Genomic DNA, 15,156 nt, shown 5'->3' on the forward strand with positions numbered 1-15,156 from the left:
TGGCGGTGGAGATAATGGAAGCAGAAAGGGATAATATACTGAAAGCTGAAAAACTCACAATCTGTTTTAAATCTAAAAACAGGACGCTGCACACTGCGGTCGATAATATATCGCTTTCTCTAAGCGGCGGAGAGACCCTTGCGATAGTCGGAGAATCAGGAAGCGGAAAGACGACGCTTCTGCGAGCCATTATGGGACTTGCGGAAAAAACAGCAGGGAAGGTCTTCCTGTTTGGCTTGGATGTGGATATGTTAATGTTTAGTGAACTTGCAAAATTGCGACGCAGGTGCGGATATGTCGCGCAGGATCCGTATGGGGCAATACCACCGGGGCTATCGGCACTCGAGGCGGTTATTGAACCGGAGGTCATTGCCCACTCCGGTATGCCTAAAGAAGAAGCAAGGATCAGGGCAAAGAAGCTGCTGGCGGAGCTTGGCCTGGAGGGTGAAAGGATACTGAACTCACGTGCGGTCGGACTTTCAGGCGGACAGCGACAGCGTGTTGAACTGGCCCGTTCTCTCATGCTTGCGCCAGAACTGCTGTTGTGTGACGAGCCGACATCGATGCAGGATGTATCTACTCGCGGCGATATTATCGAAGTCCTTAAACAGAGGGTGGCGTCCGGAATGGCCATGATATTTGTCACGCATGACCTCTTACTGGCGGGGCGTGCCGCTGATAGGATAATGGTGATGAAAGGCGGTAAGCTCTGTGAGGAGGGGACGACAAAATCAGTGCTCAACAGCCCTTCGCATCCTTATACTGTTGCGCTGATAAACGCTGTGCCGCGTATTACAAGCAAGGGGATCTGCAAAGCAGCAGCCATAAAACCATAAAAGGCGTATATATAACTTTTGAGTCAGGATGTGCCTCTGTATGTTCATCGGTCTGTAATGTTGCAGGAGGTAAAATATACATGAACGGGAGGATGTTATTATGTCGGTGATGCAGGATTTCAAGAAATTTGTGATGCGCGGCAATGTTCTCGATATGGTTATCGGTGTCATTATTGGTGCCGCTTTTGGCAAGGTGATAGCTTCGCTAGCAGTCTGTCGGGGATTACCTGGGAAATGATACCATTTAATCCCTCCCTCAACGTTTTAAACGTCTTTTTCAGGTTATTCGCCCTGCAGTCTTCTTCTTTCTTCGCGGTCTGATCTTAATTTAAGGCGGCTTCATTCATCAGAACATGTAATCTCTTTATGTTCCATGACAGGCATACCAACTGCCATTCAGATCGGACCGCTTCCAGTCCACGGGAAAGAAACTGACGGAAGCCCAATACATTCTTGATGATGCCGAATACTGGCTCTATCGTGCATTTTCTTCGTGAAAATATCTTACGCCCCTCTTTGCTCTTGAGCCTGTATTTCAATCGCTCCGTCGCCCTCTTCGCCACTTCAGGCTCTGATTCTGTAAATCGCTCGATAATACCCTGGTTATGCGACACCCGTCCAAGAGCTATGAAGGGCGTGATGTTTCTATCTTCACAGGCTTCCACGTTGGTCTCGCTGTAATAGCCCGCATCAGCCAGTATTTTTTGCACTTCGGGCAGATCTTCGGGCAACTGATCAATGGCTTCAAGCATCGGAATTAATTCCTGTCTGTCATTGGGATTTTGAGTCACATTGGACACTACTACCAGAAGAGTTTCGTTATCGACCGCCGCCTGTGCGTTGAAACACTGTTCAAAACCACCGCCCGATATTGGCATGATCCGAGAATCTCCGTCCGTGAGATTCACCTGATCCTTTGCCCGCGGCTCAGGCCCTTCGGGAGCGGCGGGAGCTCTGCCGCGGCTCTTCTTTCCTGTCTCCTGCTCGCGCTTTGCGCGAGACTTGAGTTTATCCTCATATTCTTTCTTTTCTTGCTCGTAGCGATCTGACGCACGACGTTGGATCTCTCTCTTTGCCGCCTGGATCGCAACAATTCGCTCGCTTCGACGTGAAAGTTCCTCCGGAATGTCAAGGTCTTCAGGAAGACTGGCGTTGTCCGCTTCTTCAGCCATCTTCAGCAATTCTTTCACCTCGGACTGAAGCCGCTCCTCAAGCTCGCAGGCGTGACCGTAGCTCATTGCCGAGTGCTTTGACGCGTTTGCGTGAACTTTTGTCCCGTCGATACTAACTGTGCCAAGTTTGAGACAGCCGACTTGATCCGCCGTCAACAGAATCTGCGTGAACAGCGAGCCAAGCTCAGGCAAAAACCTTTTACGGAAATTGGATATGGTGTCGTGGTCAGGATGCATGTTGACCGCTATATATCGAAAGGCGACAGAATCGTAGGTTGCACGCTCTATTTTTCTGCTTGAAAATATTCCTGTCGCATATCCGTAAAAGATCAAGGCGAGCAACATCCTCGGGTGATACGCGGCAACTCCGCCTTTGCGATAAGCCGATTCAATCGTACGAATATCAAGACTGTCGACGAGCTCGACAACAAATCTGGCAAGATGATCTTCAGGAAGCCATTCATCAACTGATTCAGGGAAAAGATACTTGCTATTCCTGTTAATATCTCTGAAATTCCTACTCATGTCAAATCACCCTTAAACACTGATATTACTGATATTTTAGCATGTTTCATGTGATCTGGGGGAATGCTGTAAGAAAGGCTAAATCCGACAGACTGCTAGTCTCAGATATACTCATGCCGCCCATCGGGATGCTTCTTGGCGGAGTAGATTTCTCCGGTCTGTTTATCAATCTTTCAGGTACCCACATAGCGAATCTTGCGGATGCAAAGGCTGCAAATCTGCCTGTTATCGCTTACGGTGTATTTCTCAATACTGTAATATATTTTCTCATTCAGGCAGGGGCTGTTTTCGTCCTCATACGCTTTGTGAATAAACTTACGCCCCCTAAGCCGTCTCCTGTACCCAAACGCAAGTGTCCATTCTGCATCTCGGAGATTGACGACAATGCGACGCGCTGTCCGCATTGCACGTCGCAGCTGTGATCTCGTTCTGCTTGCCTGTACTATTATGCCACAGGCTCAAACAATCAATAAGCCGGCGCTGTAAGTAACCTGCGCCGGCTGTCAGATCCATATATTTATCTCTTGAGCTAATCGTTTTTTTTGATATGTTCCTGTACTTCGGACAGAGAAACTCTGGTAAGTTCACTTCTTGGCAGAGTGCTGAGTATTTCCCACGCCGTATCTAAAGAATAGCCTATTTCCCGTTCTTCTCCCTTGCCCTGATTAAGGAATTTTTCTTCGAAAAGCTTCCCAAACTCGAGCGAGGACTTATCGTTTTTAGAGAGTTCATCCTCACCGACTACCCCTGCCAGTGAGCGCACATCCTGGACCCGGCTGTATGAAGCGAACAGCTGGCTTGAGACGCTTGGATGGTCTTCGCGCGTGAATCCCTTGCCTATGCCGTCCTTCATCAGGCGCGAAAGGCTTGTAAGTATGTCTATCGGCGGATAAATATTCTTTGCATCCAGATCACGCGAAAGAACTATCTGTCCTTCGGTGATGAACCCTGTAAGGTCAGGGATAGGGTGCGTAATATCATCGTTAGGCATCGTAAGTATAGGTATCTGAGTGACGCTCCCATCTACCCCGTGCACGACCCCCGCCCTTTCATAAAGCGAAGCAAGGTCGCTGTAAAGATACGCGGGATATCCTTTGCGGCTCGGGACTTCCCCTGCGGCTACGCCAAGTTCGCGAAGCGCTTCGCAGTAGCTCGTCATATCCGTGATTATGACAAGGACGTGCAGGCCAAGCTCGTATGCGAGGTATTCGGCTGTTGAAAGCGCCATTCTCGGTGTTGCTATGCGTTCAATTACAGGATCATCAGCCAGGTTCAGAAATGTTACTATGTTGTTGCTGTGTCCGCGTGAAGACAGTTCCTGTGTGAAGTATGCCGCATCGTCGTGCTTGATACCTATACCCGCAAATACGACAGCGAATTCGGCTGTGCCCATGATCTTTGCCTGCGTAGCTATCTGTACCGCAAGCTGGTTGTGGGGGAGGCCGTTGCCTGAGAATATAGGCAGCTTCTGTCCTCTGATCAGGGTCGTAAGCGTATCGATTGCCGAAATACCGGTGTGGATGAAATCCTTAGGGTACTGGCGTGCCATCGGGTTAAGCGGGAGCCCGTTTATGTTGACTCTTTTACCTCCGTATATCTCTCCGCAGCCGTCCTTTGGTTCTCCGAGTCCGTTGAAAGTACGTCCGAGCATTTGCTTTGAAAGATGGATCTCAAGCGGTCTGCCGAGGAAACGTACCTTGGTTGTGTTTGGGACGAGGTCCCCTGTTCCGGAGAAAACCTGTACGAGCGTTGCTTTTTCGCTCAGAGACTTGACCTGCCCATGCCGAAGGTTCCCCTGACTGTCTTTGATGTTCACAAGTTCGCCATAGCCGACTCCTGATACGTTTTCTACGAGTATAAACGGTCCGTTTATGTCTTTTACGCCAATATATTCGGGTTGTGCCATCCGCTACTCGCCTCCAAGCTTTCTCGTGCGCTCTGCCGCCACCCTGTCAAGGTGTGCGGATATGCGCTTGCGCACTTCATTAAAACCCTCTTTGTCCTCCGGATCAAGCTCACGGAGGTGAGTCAGCATGTCGACAGAGGAGTCTTCTCTGATCAAAGAGATAGGAATGCCTTTGCGGACAAGTTCCATAGCCTTGTGGTGAAATTCCATTATCAAATAGAGTATCTCAAAGCCCTTTAACAGAGGCGAATATGAGTCTGAGCCGAAAGAGTTCTGCTGGAGGTATCCATTTTTCACAAGGAACGCGGTAAAAGCTACAAGTCTTTGGTCATCAGGTAGGACATCTTCTCCCACAAGCTTGATAACCTGCTGAACTTTAGTATCTTCAGAGAGTATCTGACGTGCTTCATCGCGAAGTTCAGTCCATCTTGGGTCAACATTCGTGCAGAACCAGTTGTTGAGCTCCTCGGCGTATTCACTGTAGGAGTCTATCCAAGAGATAGCAGGATAGTGGCGTGCGTTAGCGAGGTTTTTATCAAGTCCCCAGAAGCATCGGATAAAGCGCTTTGTATGCCTTGTGACCGGTTCAGTAAAGTCACCGCCAGGAGGAGAGACAGCTCCGATTACGGTGACACTTCCGTTTTCGCCGCCAAGAGTTATGACACGTCCCGCCCGCTCGTAGAACTCTGCAAGGCGGCTTGGCAGGTATGCGGGGAACCCTTCTTCCGCCGGGATCTCTTCAAGGCGTCCTGAGAGCTCACGAAGGGCCTCGGCCCAGCGTGATGTTGAATCCGCCATTATCGCCACATCGTAGCCCATATCGCGGAAGTATTCGGCAATCGTTATTCCGGTGTAAATGGATGCCTCGCGTGCGGCAACAGGCATATTGGATGTGTTTGCGATCAGTATCGTACGCTCCATAAGCGGGCGTCCAGAACGCGGGTCTTCGAGCACAGGGAACTGTTCAAGGACATCCGTCATCTCATTGCCTCGCTCTCCGCAGCCGATGTATATGACGACCTGAGCGTCCCCCCATTTGGCGAGCTGATGCTGTGTGACTGTCTTGCCTGTCCCAAAGCCTCCGGGGATACAGGCAGTGCCTCCCTTTGCTATCGGGAAGAGCCCGTCAATGACGCGCTGTCCGGTTACAAACGGTTCATTGGGGAGAAGACGCTCACGGTATGGTCTGGAGGTGCGGACCGGCCAACGCTGAATTATGGGTATAGCCACTTCCCTCCCGAATGCATCCTTGACCTTTGCTATATCTTCCCCCGCCTTATGTATACCTGCGGGAGCTATCCATGTTACCTCGCCTTCAGTACCAATAGGGGCCATTATCTTGTGGACGAGAAGGGGTGTCTCCTGAACCGTCGCAATAACTATGCCGCCGGTTATCAGGTCTCCTACTTTTGCGACAGGAGTGATGTCCCACTTTTTCTCTCGGTCGAGCATGTTGACAGTAGTGCCCGGTGAAATATACATGCCTTCTTTTTCGAGGAGCAGATCCAGAGGACGCCCGATCCCGTCAAAGAAACTGCCGATGAGCCCCGGGCCGATTTCTATTGAAAGCGGTTCCCCTGTGCCGTGGACTTTCTCTCCCAATCGAAGTCCGTCTGTGTCTTCATAGACCTGAATCGTGGCATTGTCATCGTCCATGCTGATTATTTCACCCATGAGGCGCTTGTTGCCTACGGTGACGACTTCGCGCATAGCGAAGTCTCTCATATTTGTCGCTTTTATGACAGGACCATTAACGAAGGCCACAAGGCCTTCTTTTATCATTGGAGTATTAGTTGTGTTGACCTCCAAAATCCATTCCTCCTATAGCAGCGGCAGGAGCCGTTCGGCCAATGTATCCGCCATTTCCTGTGTCAGGTTTTGCCAGTCTAAGTTTACCTGCCTGCGGTTGTCGTCTGAAGATACCCAGCACCCTCCGAGGATCGGCGCCGGTTCAGTATCAAACGTAAATTCTACATCTGGTGCGAGTTCCCGTACTTTTGCGATGATCTTGTCGGACAGATCGGCATCCAAAGCAGACAGGCGCAGCTTAAAGCTGTTGCATCCCTTAAGTGATGCTATGGCCTCCATACACATCCCGGTAAGGATATCTATGTAGTTGTCGCGATCCCTGAGGTGCACAAGCTTGTCCTGAAGTCTTCCAAGCGCTTCGGAAAGTATACGATTCTGAAGGCGCAGAGTCTCCGTTGATTTTTCGCGTTCAGCTGCGAGGATCTGTCTGCGCCTGATATCTTCTGCCCGTTTTCGCGCATCCTGCAGAATAAGATTAGTATCGCGCTGCAGTTTTTCGGTCTCCTTAGCAAGCCATTCCTCAGCCTCGCGACGTGCGTTTGCGACGAGCGTTTTTTTCTGCACGTCGGCTTTGTCGAGGATGATGTCTCTTAACGTGTTTATCTTTTCACTTTGAACTTCTTTCATCACATCTTCACCCCAATGGCTTCCTGTACGTAGCGGGTCAGAAAATCAGGGCCGCGGTTAGTACCGAATCTGTCAGGTATCTCAACTACCAGAGGCAGATCCCCGCGCTCCCGCAGCTGCTGAATAATATCCGGAGCCATTGCCGCGGCCTTCTCGGTTATTGCGAGAATGGCAAGATCATGTATCTTAAGGGCTCTGTCTATCGCAGCAAATGCCTCTTCAGAAGTGTGAACCAGACAACCCTGTATTCCGGCCAGCCTCATCCCTACCAGGGAATCGTGGTTGTCGCTCACGAGAAACGCTCTCATTTCCGAAAAAACTGTCCTTTATATACGGCCAAGGATAAGCAGGGAGACGATAACGCCGTAAATTGCGATACCTTCCGAAAGTCCGAGATAGATAAGCGTCGTTCCGAGCATCTCAGGTTTTTCGCCCACTAATCCAAGTGCGGCCGAACCCACGCTTGCTACCGCAAGGCCTGCGCCAAGACATGCAAGGCCTGTTGATACGGATGCTGCAATGAAGCCCATCCCTGCTGCAGTTCCAAGCGGCGCGGCGGCGGCGGCGGCAAAAGCGGGATGTGCCGTCAGAGACAGGGCTGCTCCAGCGAAGACAAGGAAGGAAGATACTCCGAGACTTATTGCGTATATCGCCCTGTTCCCTTTATAGCCCTTGCGCTGCATCAGATATCCGGCACCTATCATAGTTGCTACAGTGCAGCAGCAAATTGCCAGTCCAAACATACAAAACCACTCCTTCTCATTTATTGTCCCTTATAAAATTATTTGCAGTATTTAGTTGTGAAACGCCGCCTGAAGCGGTAATCTACTTTCTTGCGGCTGCCGGCGCGTATTTTGTGCCGTCCTTATTCCAGCCGACAGGTTTGAATGCACTGCCTCCTCCCTTGTAAAACTTTCCGAAGAACTCATAGTATTCGAGACGCAATGTCTGTATGAAGACGATCAGACCTTCAAGACAGACTATTACGATGTTTCCAACGACAAGAATTATACCCTTCATCACTATGCCGCCCGGCAGGTTGTGTACCATCTCCGACAGCATTATTACCGCCATTGAGAGTCCGACGTGGTTAAGCGCGAACGCCGCAAGGCGGACGAACGACGCAGTGTTTGAGACGAAGGACATCAGGTTATGCATTATCTCGAATAAATTCAGAACGACCGACTCCTTCTCGCTCTTCTGACGAAGCAGGTAGCGTGCGAGGATATCACGGAATATCATCAGCAGTATCATGACTCCTATGCCGCCCCACATGATATCAGCAGCCATCTCAGAAATCTTGGTGCCGGTCATGTAAATAGCCGCAAGAGCTGCCATCGCCCAATAGAGGAAGAGCCCCGCAAGCCCCTGCCCGTCGAAGAGCAGGCGCCCGAAGTCCCTTGCCCTGTACTGTGTTATCATGTTAAGTATCAGCCCGAGGCTTATCATGAAAACGCCTATGCAGATAGCAATAATGAGCAGTCTGTTTGTGTCGTGCATCGGAGAGAGCCACAGTGCCGGGATAACGCCCTCTATGCCGAAAATGCTTCCATACAGGGCACCGAAGACCATTGAACTTACTGCGGCTGCTTTCATGACCTGTCCGAAGGAGCGCTTCATCTTGCCTTGTTTGACCAGATATATCGAGCCGAGGAATATCATAAGCCCGTGTCCGATATCACCAAACATGAAGCCAAAAAAGAGCATGAATGAAATTGCCACTATAGGCGAGGGGTCGATCTCTCCGTATGACGGGAGGCTGTACATCGCGACAATGTCCTGGAACGCACGGAAAAGTGCGTTGTTTTGCAGCAGTGTAGGGACACGTATGCCTGAGTATGAAATGTTCTTCGTATCCTCTACAAGCATAGTTGTCATCGGAGCCTCTTCTTCAATTGTCTTGTATATTCCTGCCAGCGTGTCCGCCGGGATCCATCCGGAAAGTACGAACATGCCGCTGACCGCACCGCGTCCTTTGCATACATCGTAGACGCGCTGCATTGTATAAAGCTGTGAGTATAGAAGCTCATACTCCGTGCGCTGTTCACGCAGCATATCTTTTGCAGCTTTTGCCAGACCTCTGATTGCCTTTTGATGGTTTACTATGCGTTTGTTTACAAGGGATAGAGGATCTTCTCCCGTCAACTGTGCTGCGATTTCCTTGAGCGAGAACTCTTTGAAGTAGACTGCCTCCAGCAGTTTCTTTGTCGGCTCCTCGTATCCGGGAACTGTTATAACAAGTATCCACGTATTGCCATTCATTACGGTCAGCTCGTTTATCGCGATCGGGGACTCTTCGCTGCTTTCAACGAGACGCTGGTAATTCTCATTTGACAGGCGTCCGAAGAAAGTCGTTATAAACATGCTTTCAGAAAGATCATTTGGAGTGGATTCAGTGCCTTTCAGAGCCTGTATAAAAAGTTTTGTGGCGCTGAGGAGTTCCTCTTCCTCTATCAGCGCTATCCGTCGCTTCTCCCAGACCTCGAGCCTCCTGGATGACTGTTCTACGCGTTTGCGTGCATAGGAGAGTGTGAAATCCCTGGTAATGTTTACAGGAGACGGATCAGGTATCATCTCCCCAGCAACCTTCCATATGGTCGATACCTTTGTGAGCAGTTCGTCGTACGGGTTTTCGGTCTCAGTTGTGACCTTGGCGCGGAGGGCCCTGTCGTTGACGAGAATGTCAAGAGGCAGAGGCTGGAAACCTCCGGTCAGCACCATTTGGCGTGCTACATTTTCCATCTCGGAGTCAGGGCCTATCATAGTTAAAGCGACCATCTTCATTACTGCCATGTGGGTTCACCCCCGCCTATAATTGGCCTTATCAGGTATGCTACAGCGTTTCTTCTGTCGTAGTCATACCGCACATCTTCTATTATGTGTATTACATCGTCAACCTCGTGTGATTTAAGCACGAAATAGCTCATTGCCGTATGGAACCCCGGTGATCCTTTCTGAAATATAGAAAGGGCTTTGAAATAGTTGTAGCGTTTTATAGACATTTCAAGTGCGAGCTCCTCGTCCGGCTTGCCAAGTGAATCCAGGAATATTTTCGCGTAAGCTGGATATGATATATCTAATTGTTTCAGTCCTTCTTCCCATGTGGCACTTTTAGCCATATTACGCAGGTCGTGCGTCTTTATCTTGTATTTGACCGGAAGCATTCTGCTGAGAGTTTCCTCCAGCGTCATATGGTAATACAACGTACATCTGTGGAAGTGGTACAGATTCAGCAGGTCTATGCGTGAACCGAAAAGTGGCTCAAGAAGCTTCTGCTCCATATCCGGTATTTTTTTGAGATCACAGTAGAGCTGGGTTTCTACCAGATTGTCTATTGCCAGCTCAAGAGAGAAGAGAGATTCCTCTCCGTTTATGAGGCGCCTTACCGGTTCCTGCACCGCCTTGTAATACCTTGTGTTGCGCAGGGCCTCAAGCGCTTCCGCATAATCCCGGCTGTTAAGCAGCAGATCATAGGAAAGCTTTGAGCCTGGGATGCTGTAAAGGCGCTGTCTCATAGTGTCCCTGTCGATCCTTCTTGAACGGATCCAACGGAATATACTCTTAAGCTGCTCAGACTCATACCAACCAAGCCAGTCAGTGAAGACCTGACGTCTCGGCCCGGCAAGATATGCAAGGAACGAGGTCGCCTCGGACAGTACAGCAGAGCGTACGGCATTTTCCAGATCTACGCGATGTACTTTCGTAGGAGGAAGTGTCTCCAGATATTCCTTGTATCCGGCAGTCTGCTTCAGGAAGTCCGCCAGTTCGCCTGTAGAGTTCAGGCTGAGTAAAGACCAGTACTCTTCCGCAGTCAGGAGCTGACTGTAGAGGACATGTGCTTTAACTCCTATCGCGGTATCCTGACCGTGTGACGTAGATAACAAGCTTATGCTCTCCTTTTGGGCGACGTATATTTCTTTACTATCTCAGAAACCACAGAATCAATAATAGGATCCGCGTTCTCTTCAAAACGTTTCTGCATCCGGATCCTCTCTTCTTTGCCCAGGTTCGCGATCTGAGCGGCTTCGGTCTTGGCGGAGTTAAGAGCCGTCTCCATAATACCCTTTGCCTGTTCTCTGGCAGAAGCCATCTGATTCGCCCGTTCTCCGGCAAACTTTTCCTGAGCGGCGCGGAGAAACCCTTCGGATTCGCTCTGTGAATCCTCCACTATGCGCCTTGCCTCAGATTCAGCTCCAAGCAAAACTGCAAGTACTTCCTGCAACGTACTCATTTTATTCCCTCCAGGATAAGGCTACTTTGTCTTTTTCTGAGCCAGCTTCATACGTGTAAAGTCTTCCCGCTCGCCCTCTTCGAGGACATCCGAGATAAACCTTATATCCGTCAGATTTGACGGGATGACGACCTTTTCCAGCGCGTTCACGCGTCTGTGTGTCTTGCGTATCTGAACTGCAAGACGATAGACGCTTGTCTCTACTTCGGCAAGTCTGGCAAGCAACACCATAACCTTGCGGAACTCCACATAAGCTGCGTCCATTGCGCCTGATGAGCCGTAAAACGAATAACTTGGTACGGTTTTGTCGTCGAGAGGGTCTACGTCAGGGATCTCAACACCCATGACAGAACGCAGGCGAACTGTTATATCTGTCGTGACCGGAACAGACTCAGAAATATCCTCGACCGTGTCGATGCCCAGGGAAATATTTGCTTTCTGCAAAGCCTCATAGGCTCTGCTGAAAATATGTTCGACATCGTGCTGGATAGTCTTTGCCGAATCTATGTAACGCACCAGCTCCATCATGAGTACCTGACGCTTCTGGTCGAGGAGGTCATGTCCGGACTGGGCCATCTTCATAGAATGTGTAAGTTTTACAAGGTTTCCCCTTGTAGGAGCAAGTTTTGTCGCCACCGAAATGCCTCCGATCCTCACAACTCAAACCTGATTATATCGAAATATTTGCCAAAAACGCCTTAAACATGGTAGAACATGTAAACGTTGCCGCCTCTATAACTGATTGCACAACAACAAACTGCTCTGTCGGAAACAGAGGTCATCGTGCGAGATTCTAACTCTAATTTAACTATAAGTACAGGGGGTAAGTGCAGAAAATGTTTGTATTGTTTATCAGCGAGACAGAATTGAGTAAGGTGCCGGGGCTTTCAGCTGCCGGGGCTGATACGGCGGCACTTCCATACACTGCTCCGGCCGATGCCGACATGCTTTTCTTTGACAGGCCGAAGGTTGTGGACAGTCTGCCTCTTGATCCGTTCGGGCATCCGTCACCGGCAATTGTCACGAGGGCAGCGCTGCTTGAGGGAAAATTTCCGGTAATGACAGTCAGAGCAGGCACGTCTATTTCCCCGGGGACACCGTTTACCAACATTAGCAGTGCGCCGGGGCGGGACCCAAGGTACGGGGCGGCAGTTCCGGGTGCAGTTGAAATCGCTGAGAAGGCAAAAATGCTCGCAGAAGAAATCAGCAGAAAGACAAAAAGAGTTGTCATTGCCGAATCCATCCCCGGCGGAACAACTACCGCGCTCATGCTGCTGCGCACTCTCGGTTATGAAGGCACAGTGTCTTCGGCCGGACCTGTCAATCCACTCTCCCTGAAGGAAGAGATATGGAACACCGTCTCATCGCGCCTCGGCATAAGGACCGGCGGTCTCAGAGGGTGGGGCGTCGGAGCTGCGGCTGAGGTAGGGGATCCTATGCAGGTTGCGGCCTCGTCTTTTGCCGAAGCATTGCCTGCGGATACGGAAGTTATTCTTGCAGGGGGTACGCAGATGCTTGCGGTAGCTGCTCTGATGCGGGATATGGGAGACAGCAGACCACTCCTTGTGGCGACCACAAAATATGTATCTCAGGACGCAACCAGCTGTTTTAAGCAATATGCAGAGAAGATCGGCGTCGACTATTATTCAGCCCCTATAGATTTCTCACACTCTAAGTATCAGGGCCTCGCAGACTATGAGAAGGGGTTTGTCAAAGAAGGGGTCGGTATGGGCGGTGCAATATGGTATGCGCTGCAGAACGGTGCGACGATCGGCGGCATAATTAAAAGGGCCGAGTCCTTGTACGGTGCGATGGTTGGAAAATAGATCCAAGGATACGCCGATTATAATTTTAATACCGGCCCTGTTTTGGGCCCGTTGCGCTTATGGAAGACCGTGAAAAACTGCGTCATTTGCGGCTTTGATCTGCACCCGCCGATTGGGTTATTTAGATGATTTCAAAGTTGAATAAAGAGCTGTGCCCAGTATGATACCCCCTCCGATAAGCTCTCTTGAGGAGGGTATCTCTCCGAGCGAGACCGCTGCGGCTATGATCCCGTAGACGGACTCAAGGCTTGATATCATTGCTGCCGACTGAGCTTTTATTGTCTTCATACCGCCTATGAACATTGAGTGAGCTGCTGCAGTGAACACTACTCCAAGCAGTATCAGGAGCAGGATGTCAATCGGAGTTGCGGTGAAAGTGACGAGGAACAGGGATGGTATGAGTACGACTGTTGCAGCACCCTGCTCATAGAATGCAACAATGGCGCCATCATATTCTCTTGCATATTTCCTGTTTATCAGAGTCAGCACTGCGAAGGTGATGCTGCTTGCCATACCCCATAATATGCCGACAGTTATATTGTTGCTGAGGTGAAATTCAGGAACTATGAGTATTATTCCACCGAACATAGCGAAGGCCGCAAATATGTCTGACTTTTTCAGAGGCTCGTGAAAGAGCAGAGGTTCCAGGAATGTGATGAAGAGTGGAAATGTCGAATACATCAGCACGGCTATTGCGACTGTCGAAACCTTTATCGACATGAAGAATGCGGTCCAGTGGGCAGCCAGGATAAATCCGGCAATAGCAAGTATAAAGTAATCGCACCCTTTATTCAGTCGGATGTTTTTGTGGCTCAGCATGAACAGCGCGAACATGGAAATGCTTGCGAAAAACACGCGCCCCAGTACGATGATGACAGCAGGCAGGACCACAAACCGGCCAAACAGCCCCGAAAGCCCGAACAACATAACGGCTAAGTGTATCTGGATCAGATTTTTAGTGTGGTCTGTCATCTCATCAGTCTTCAATTCTGCCTTTTGTTGTAGTTTGAAAAAAATACTATGTGTTATAGTGCAGCTATTCCACGCAGGTAGCAGTCAAGTATGGAAGCAGTATATGTTCGCATGTCAGCCGGAGGACCTTCGATAGTCCTGTCTGTCAGACAACCGCGGCAGAGGGCTGGTTTTGGCAGAATTTAGTTGCCACGCTAAAACAATACCAAATATAGACCTATGCAATGAAAAGAATATCACAGTCCCCTGTTTTTGACTATGACTGCGACAACAGGTGTTTTTTCACAGGTTCGATCTCTGGTCTGTCCTGAAGAGGGCCAATACCTATAAATCAGGTTGGCATAAAGCATAAATAGCTTTATAGTTTTAAACGGCATAAATTGCTGATAAGGGAGATTATGAAGATGAAAACACTTGCAGTTATACCGGCCCGTTATTCAAGCTCCAGGCTTCCGGGTAAACCCCTGGTCAATATAGCGGGGATCCCTCTTGTTGTGAGAGTCCTTGATAAAGTCAGGGCGTGCCGCAGCGTAGATAAGGTCATAGTTGCCACGGATGATTTACGTATAGCGGATGTTGTCCGCGCACATGGGGGGGAGGCCGTAATGACGCCGCCGGAACTTCCAAGCGGAGGCGATCGTGTGGCATGGGTGGCACGTGAAATGTGTTCCGATTATGTCATTAATGTTCAGGTCGACGATCCCCTTGTGGGACCGGATATGATAGACCCGCTTGTTCATGCGCTTGATTCGGATGATTCAATTATGCTGGCGCTGCTTGCAAAAAGAATAGAAAAAGAAGAAGAGATCGATGCTAAGGATGTAGTAAAAATGGTCTTTGACAGAAACTGGCATGGGCTATATTTTAGCCGTTCACCGATCCCGTATCCGCGCTGTTACGGAGGAGTATGGTACAAACATATCGGTCCGTATGGCTGGCGCAGGGACTTTCTTCTCAAATTCTCCACATGGGAGCAGACCCCGCTCGAAAAAACCGAAAGCCTTGAGATGCTGCGCGTTCTTGAGAGAGGCTATTCTATCAAGTGTGTACCTGTGGAAAGAGATACCATAGAGATCGATACACAGGAGGATGTGGAGAGAATCGAAAAATATCTTTTGGATTTGTGATAATTACTGATGTGGAATGAATGCATTGATTTATGATACCTTGAAGGTATAGTGCCATTGCTTAACTTTCTCACCGTCTTTCCCGCATGCTTTTGATCAGGAAGGACACTGTTCCTCGAAAGAGG

At 49.6% G+C, this 15,156-nt stretch carries 15 protein-coding genes and 1 pseudogene; 5 read left to right on the top strand and 11 right to left on the bottom strand.

Annotated features, from left to right (window positions below; translation table 11 throughout):
• The first annotated feature begins 14 nt into the window (after window positions 1-14).
• Both LLF78_06225 and LLF78_06230 read left to right on the top strand, forming a co-directional pair.
• Window positions 15-836, top strand: coding sequence for an ABC transporter ATP-binding protein (locus tag LLF78_06225; protein ID MCE5202087.1), 822 nt, complete (start codon window positions 15-17; stop codon window positions 834-836).
• Between the two features lie 100 nt (window positions 837-936).
• Window positions 937-1,044: pseudogene (locus tag LLF78_06230) on the top strand (MscL family protein).
• A 115-nt stretch (window positions 1,045-1,159) separates the two neighbouring features.
• Here the strand turns inward: LLF78_06230 and LLF78_06235 are convergent.
• Window positions 1,160-2,533 carry an IS1182 family transposase gene (locus LLF78_06235; GenBank protein ID MCE5202088.1) on the bottom strand — a complete coding sequence of 458 codons (1,374 nt, stop codon included), beginning with the start codon at window positions 2,531-2,533 and terminating at the stop codon, window positions 1,160-1,162.
• A gap of 50 nt (window positions 2,534-2,583) precedes the next feature.
• Between LLF78_06235 and LLF78_06240 the strand changes: the two genes are divergently transcribed.
• Window positions 2,584-2,955, top strand: a complete 372-nt coding sequence (locus LLF78_06240; protein ID MCE5202089.1) for an MscL family protein — start codon at window positions 2,584-2,586, stop codon at window positions 2,953-2,955.
• A gap of 107 nt (window positions 2,956-3,062) precedes the next feature.
• Here the strand turns inward: LLF78_06240 and LLF78_06245 are convergent, their stop codons facing one another.
• The 9 genes from LLF78_06245 to LLF78_06285 form a co-directional block, all read right to left on the bottom strand.
• Window positions 3,063-4,439 (bottom strand): V-type ATP synthase subunit B, encoded by a 1,377-nt coding sequence (locus LLF78_06245; protein ID MCE5202090.1) that lies wholly within the window; start codon window positions 4,437-4,439, stop codon window positions 3,063-3,065.
• A gap of 3 nt (window positions 4,440-4,442) precedes the next feature.
• Entirely contained in the window at window positions 4,443-6,248 is a 1,806-nt protein-coding gene (locus LLF78_06250) for a V-type ATP synthase subunit A (GenBank protein ID MCE5202091.1), read from the bottom strand.
• A gap of 12 nt (window positions 6,249-6,260) precedes the next feature.
• A complete protein-coding gene (locus LLF78_06255; protein MCE5202092.1) occupies window positions 6,261-6,875 on the bottom strand; it encodes an ATPase in 615 nt (204 codons plus the stop codon).
• A complete protein-coding gene (locus LLF78_06260) occupies window positions 6,875-7,183 on the bottom strand; it encodes a V-type ATP synthase subunit F (GenBank protein ID MCE5202093.1) in 309 nt (102 codons plus the stop codon). Before LLF78_06260 ends, LLF78_06255 begins: the two co-directional genes overlap by 1 nt.
• A gap of 18 nt (window positions 7,184-7,201) precedes the next feature.
• A complete protein-coding gene (locus LLF78_06265; protein ID MCE5202094.1) occupies window positions 7,202-7,618 on the bottom strand; it encodes an ATP synthase subunit C in 417 nt (138 codons plus the stop codon).
• Window positions 7,619-7,700: 82 nt separating this feature from the next.
• Window positions 7,701-9,668, bottom strand: a complete 1,968-nt coding sequence (locus LLF78_06270; protein ID MCE5202095.1) for an ATPase — start codon at window positions 9,666-9,668, stop codon at window positions 7,701-7,703.
• Window positions 9,659-10,759, bottom strand: a complete 1,101-nt coding sequence (locus LLF78_06275; protein MCE5202096.1) for a V-type ATPase subunit — start codon at window positions 10,757-10,759, stop codon at window positions 9,659-9,661. Before LLF78_06275 ends, LLF78_06270 begins: the two co-directional genes overlap by 10 nt.
• 2 nt (window positions 10,760-10,761) lie before the next feature.
• Complete coding sequence (locus tag LLF78_06280; GenBank protein MCE5202097.1) at window positions 10,762-11,106, bottom strand: hypothetical protein; 345 nt, start codon at window positions 11,104-11,106, stop codon at window positions 10,762-10,764.
• A 21-nt stretch (window positions 11,107-11,127) separates the two neighbouring features.
• Window positions 11,128-11,742: a V-type ATP synthase subunit D gene (locus tag LLF78_06285; GenBank protein ID MCE5202098.1), complete on the bottom strand. Its 615-nt coding sequence runs from the start codon at window positions 11,740-11,742 to the stop codon at window positions 11,128-11,130.
• A gap of 200 nt (window positions 11,743-11,942) precedes the next feature.
• On the opposite strand from LLF78_06285, the gene LLF78_06290 reads away from it, so the two are divergent.
• Window positions 11,943-12,932, top strand: coding sequence for a TIGR00303 family protein (locus tag LLF78_06290; protein ID MCE5202099.1), 990 nt, complete (start codon window positions 11,943-11,945; stop codon window positions 12,930-12,932).
• Window positions 12,933-13,049: 117 nt separating this feature from the next.
• On the opposite strand, the gene LLF78_06295 is transcribed toward LLF78_06290, so the two are convergent.
• The gene (locus LLF78_06295; GenBank protein MCE5202100.1) at window positions 13,050-13,904 is read right to left on the bottom strand and encodes a DMT family transporter; all 855 of its coding nucleotides are present in this window, start codon (window positions 13,902-13,904) and stop codon (window positions 13,050-13,052) included.
• 404 nt (window positions 13,905-14,308) lie between these two features.
• On the opposite strand from LLF78_06295, the gene kdsB reads away from it, so the two are divergent.
• A complete protein-coding gene (kdsB, locus tag LLF78_06300) occupies window positions 14,309-15,031 on the top strand; it encodes a 3-deoxy-manno-octulosonate cytidylyltransferase (protein ID MCE5202101.1) in 723 nt (240 codons plus the stop codon).
• Window positions 15,032-15,156 lie beyond the last annotated feature (125 nt).

The organism is Synergistaceae bacterium (assembly GCA_021372895.1).
Lineage (GTDB): Bacteria > Synergistota > Synergistia > Synergistales > Synergistaceae > JAJFTP01.

Bases quoted from the DNA above. Each gene is read 5' to 3' on its own strand.
- LLF78_06225 (MCE5202087.1), top strand. From the start codon at position 15: ATGGAAGCAGAAAGGGATAATATACTGAAAGCTGAAAAACTCACAATC.
- LLF78_06235 (MCE5202088.1), bottom strand. From the start codon at position 2,533: ATGAGTAGGAATTTCAGAGATATTAACAGGAATAGCAAGTATCTTTTC.
- LLF78_06245 (MCE5202090.1), bottom strand. From the start codon at position 4,439: ATGGCACAACCCGAATATATTGGCGTAAAAGACATAAACGGACCGTTT.
- LLF78_06255 (MCE5202092.1), bottom strand. From the start codon at position 6,875: ATGAAAGAAGTTCAAAGTGAAAAGATAAACACGTTAAGAGACATCATC.
- LLF78_06260 (MCE5202093.1), bottom strand. From the start codon at position 7,183: ATGAGAGCGTTTCTCGTGAGCGACAACCACGATTCCCTGGTAGGGATG.
- LLF78_06265 (MCE5202094.1), bottom strand. From the start codon at position 7,618: ATGTTTGGACTGGCAATTTGCTGCTGCACTGTAGCAACTATGATAGGT.
- LLF78_06270 (MCE5202095.1), bottom strand. From the start codon at position 9,668: ATGGCAGTAATGAAGATGGTCGCTTTAACTATGATAGGCCCTGACTCC.
- LLF78_06280 (MCE5202097.1), bottom strand. From the start codon at position 11,106: ATGAGTACGTTGCAGGAAGTACTTGCAGTTTTGCTTGGAGCTGAATCT.
- LLF78_06290 (MCE5202099.1), top strand. From the start codon at position 11,943: ATGTTTGTATTGTTTATCAGCGAGACAGAATTGAGTAAGGTGCCGGGG.
- LLF78_06295 (MCE5202100.1), bottom strand. From the start codon at position 13,904: ATGACAGACCACACTAAAAATCTGATCCAGATACACTTAGCCGTTATG.
- kdsB (MCE5202101.1), top strand. From the start codon at position 14,309: ATGAAAACACTTGCAGTTATACCGGCCCGTTATTCAAGCTCCAGGCTT.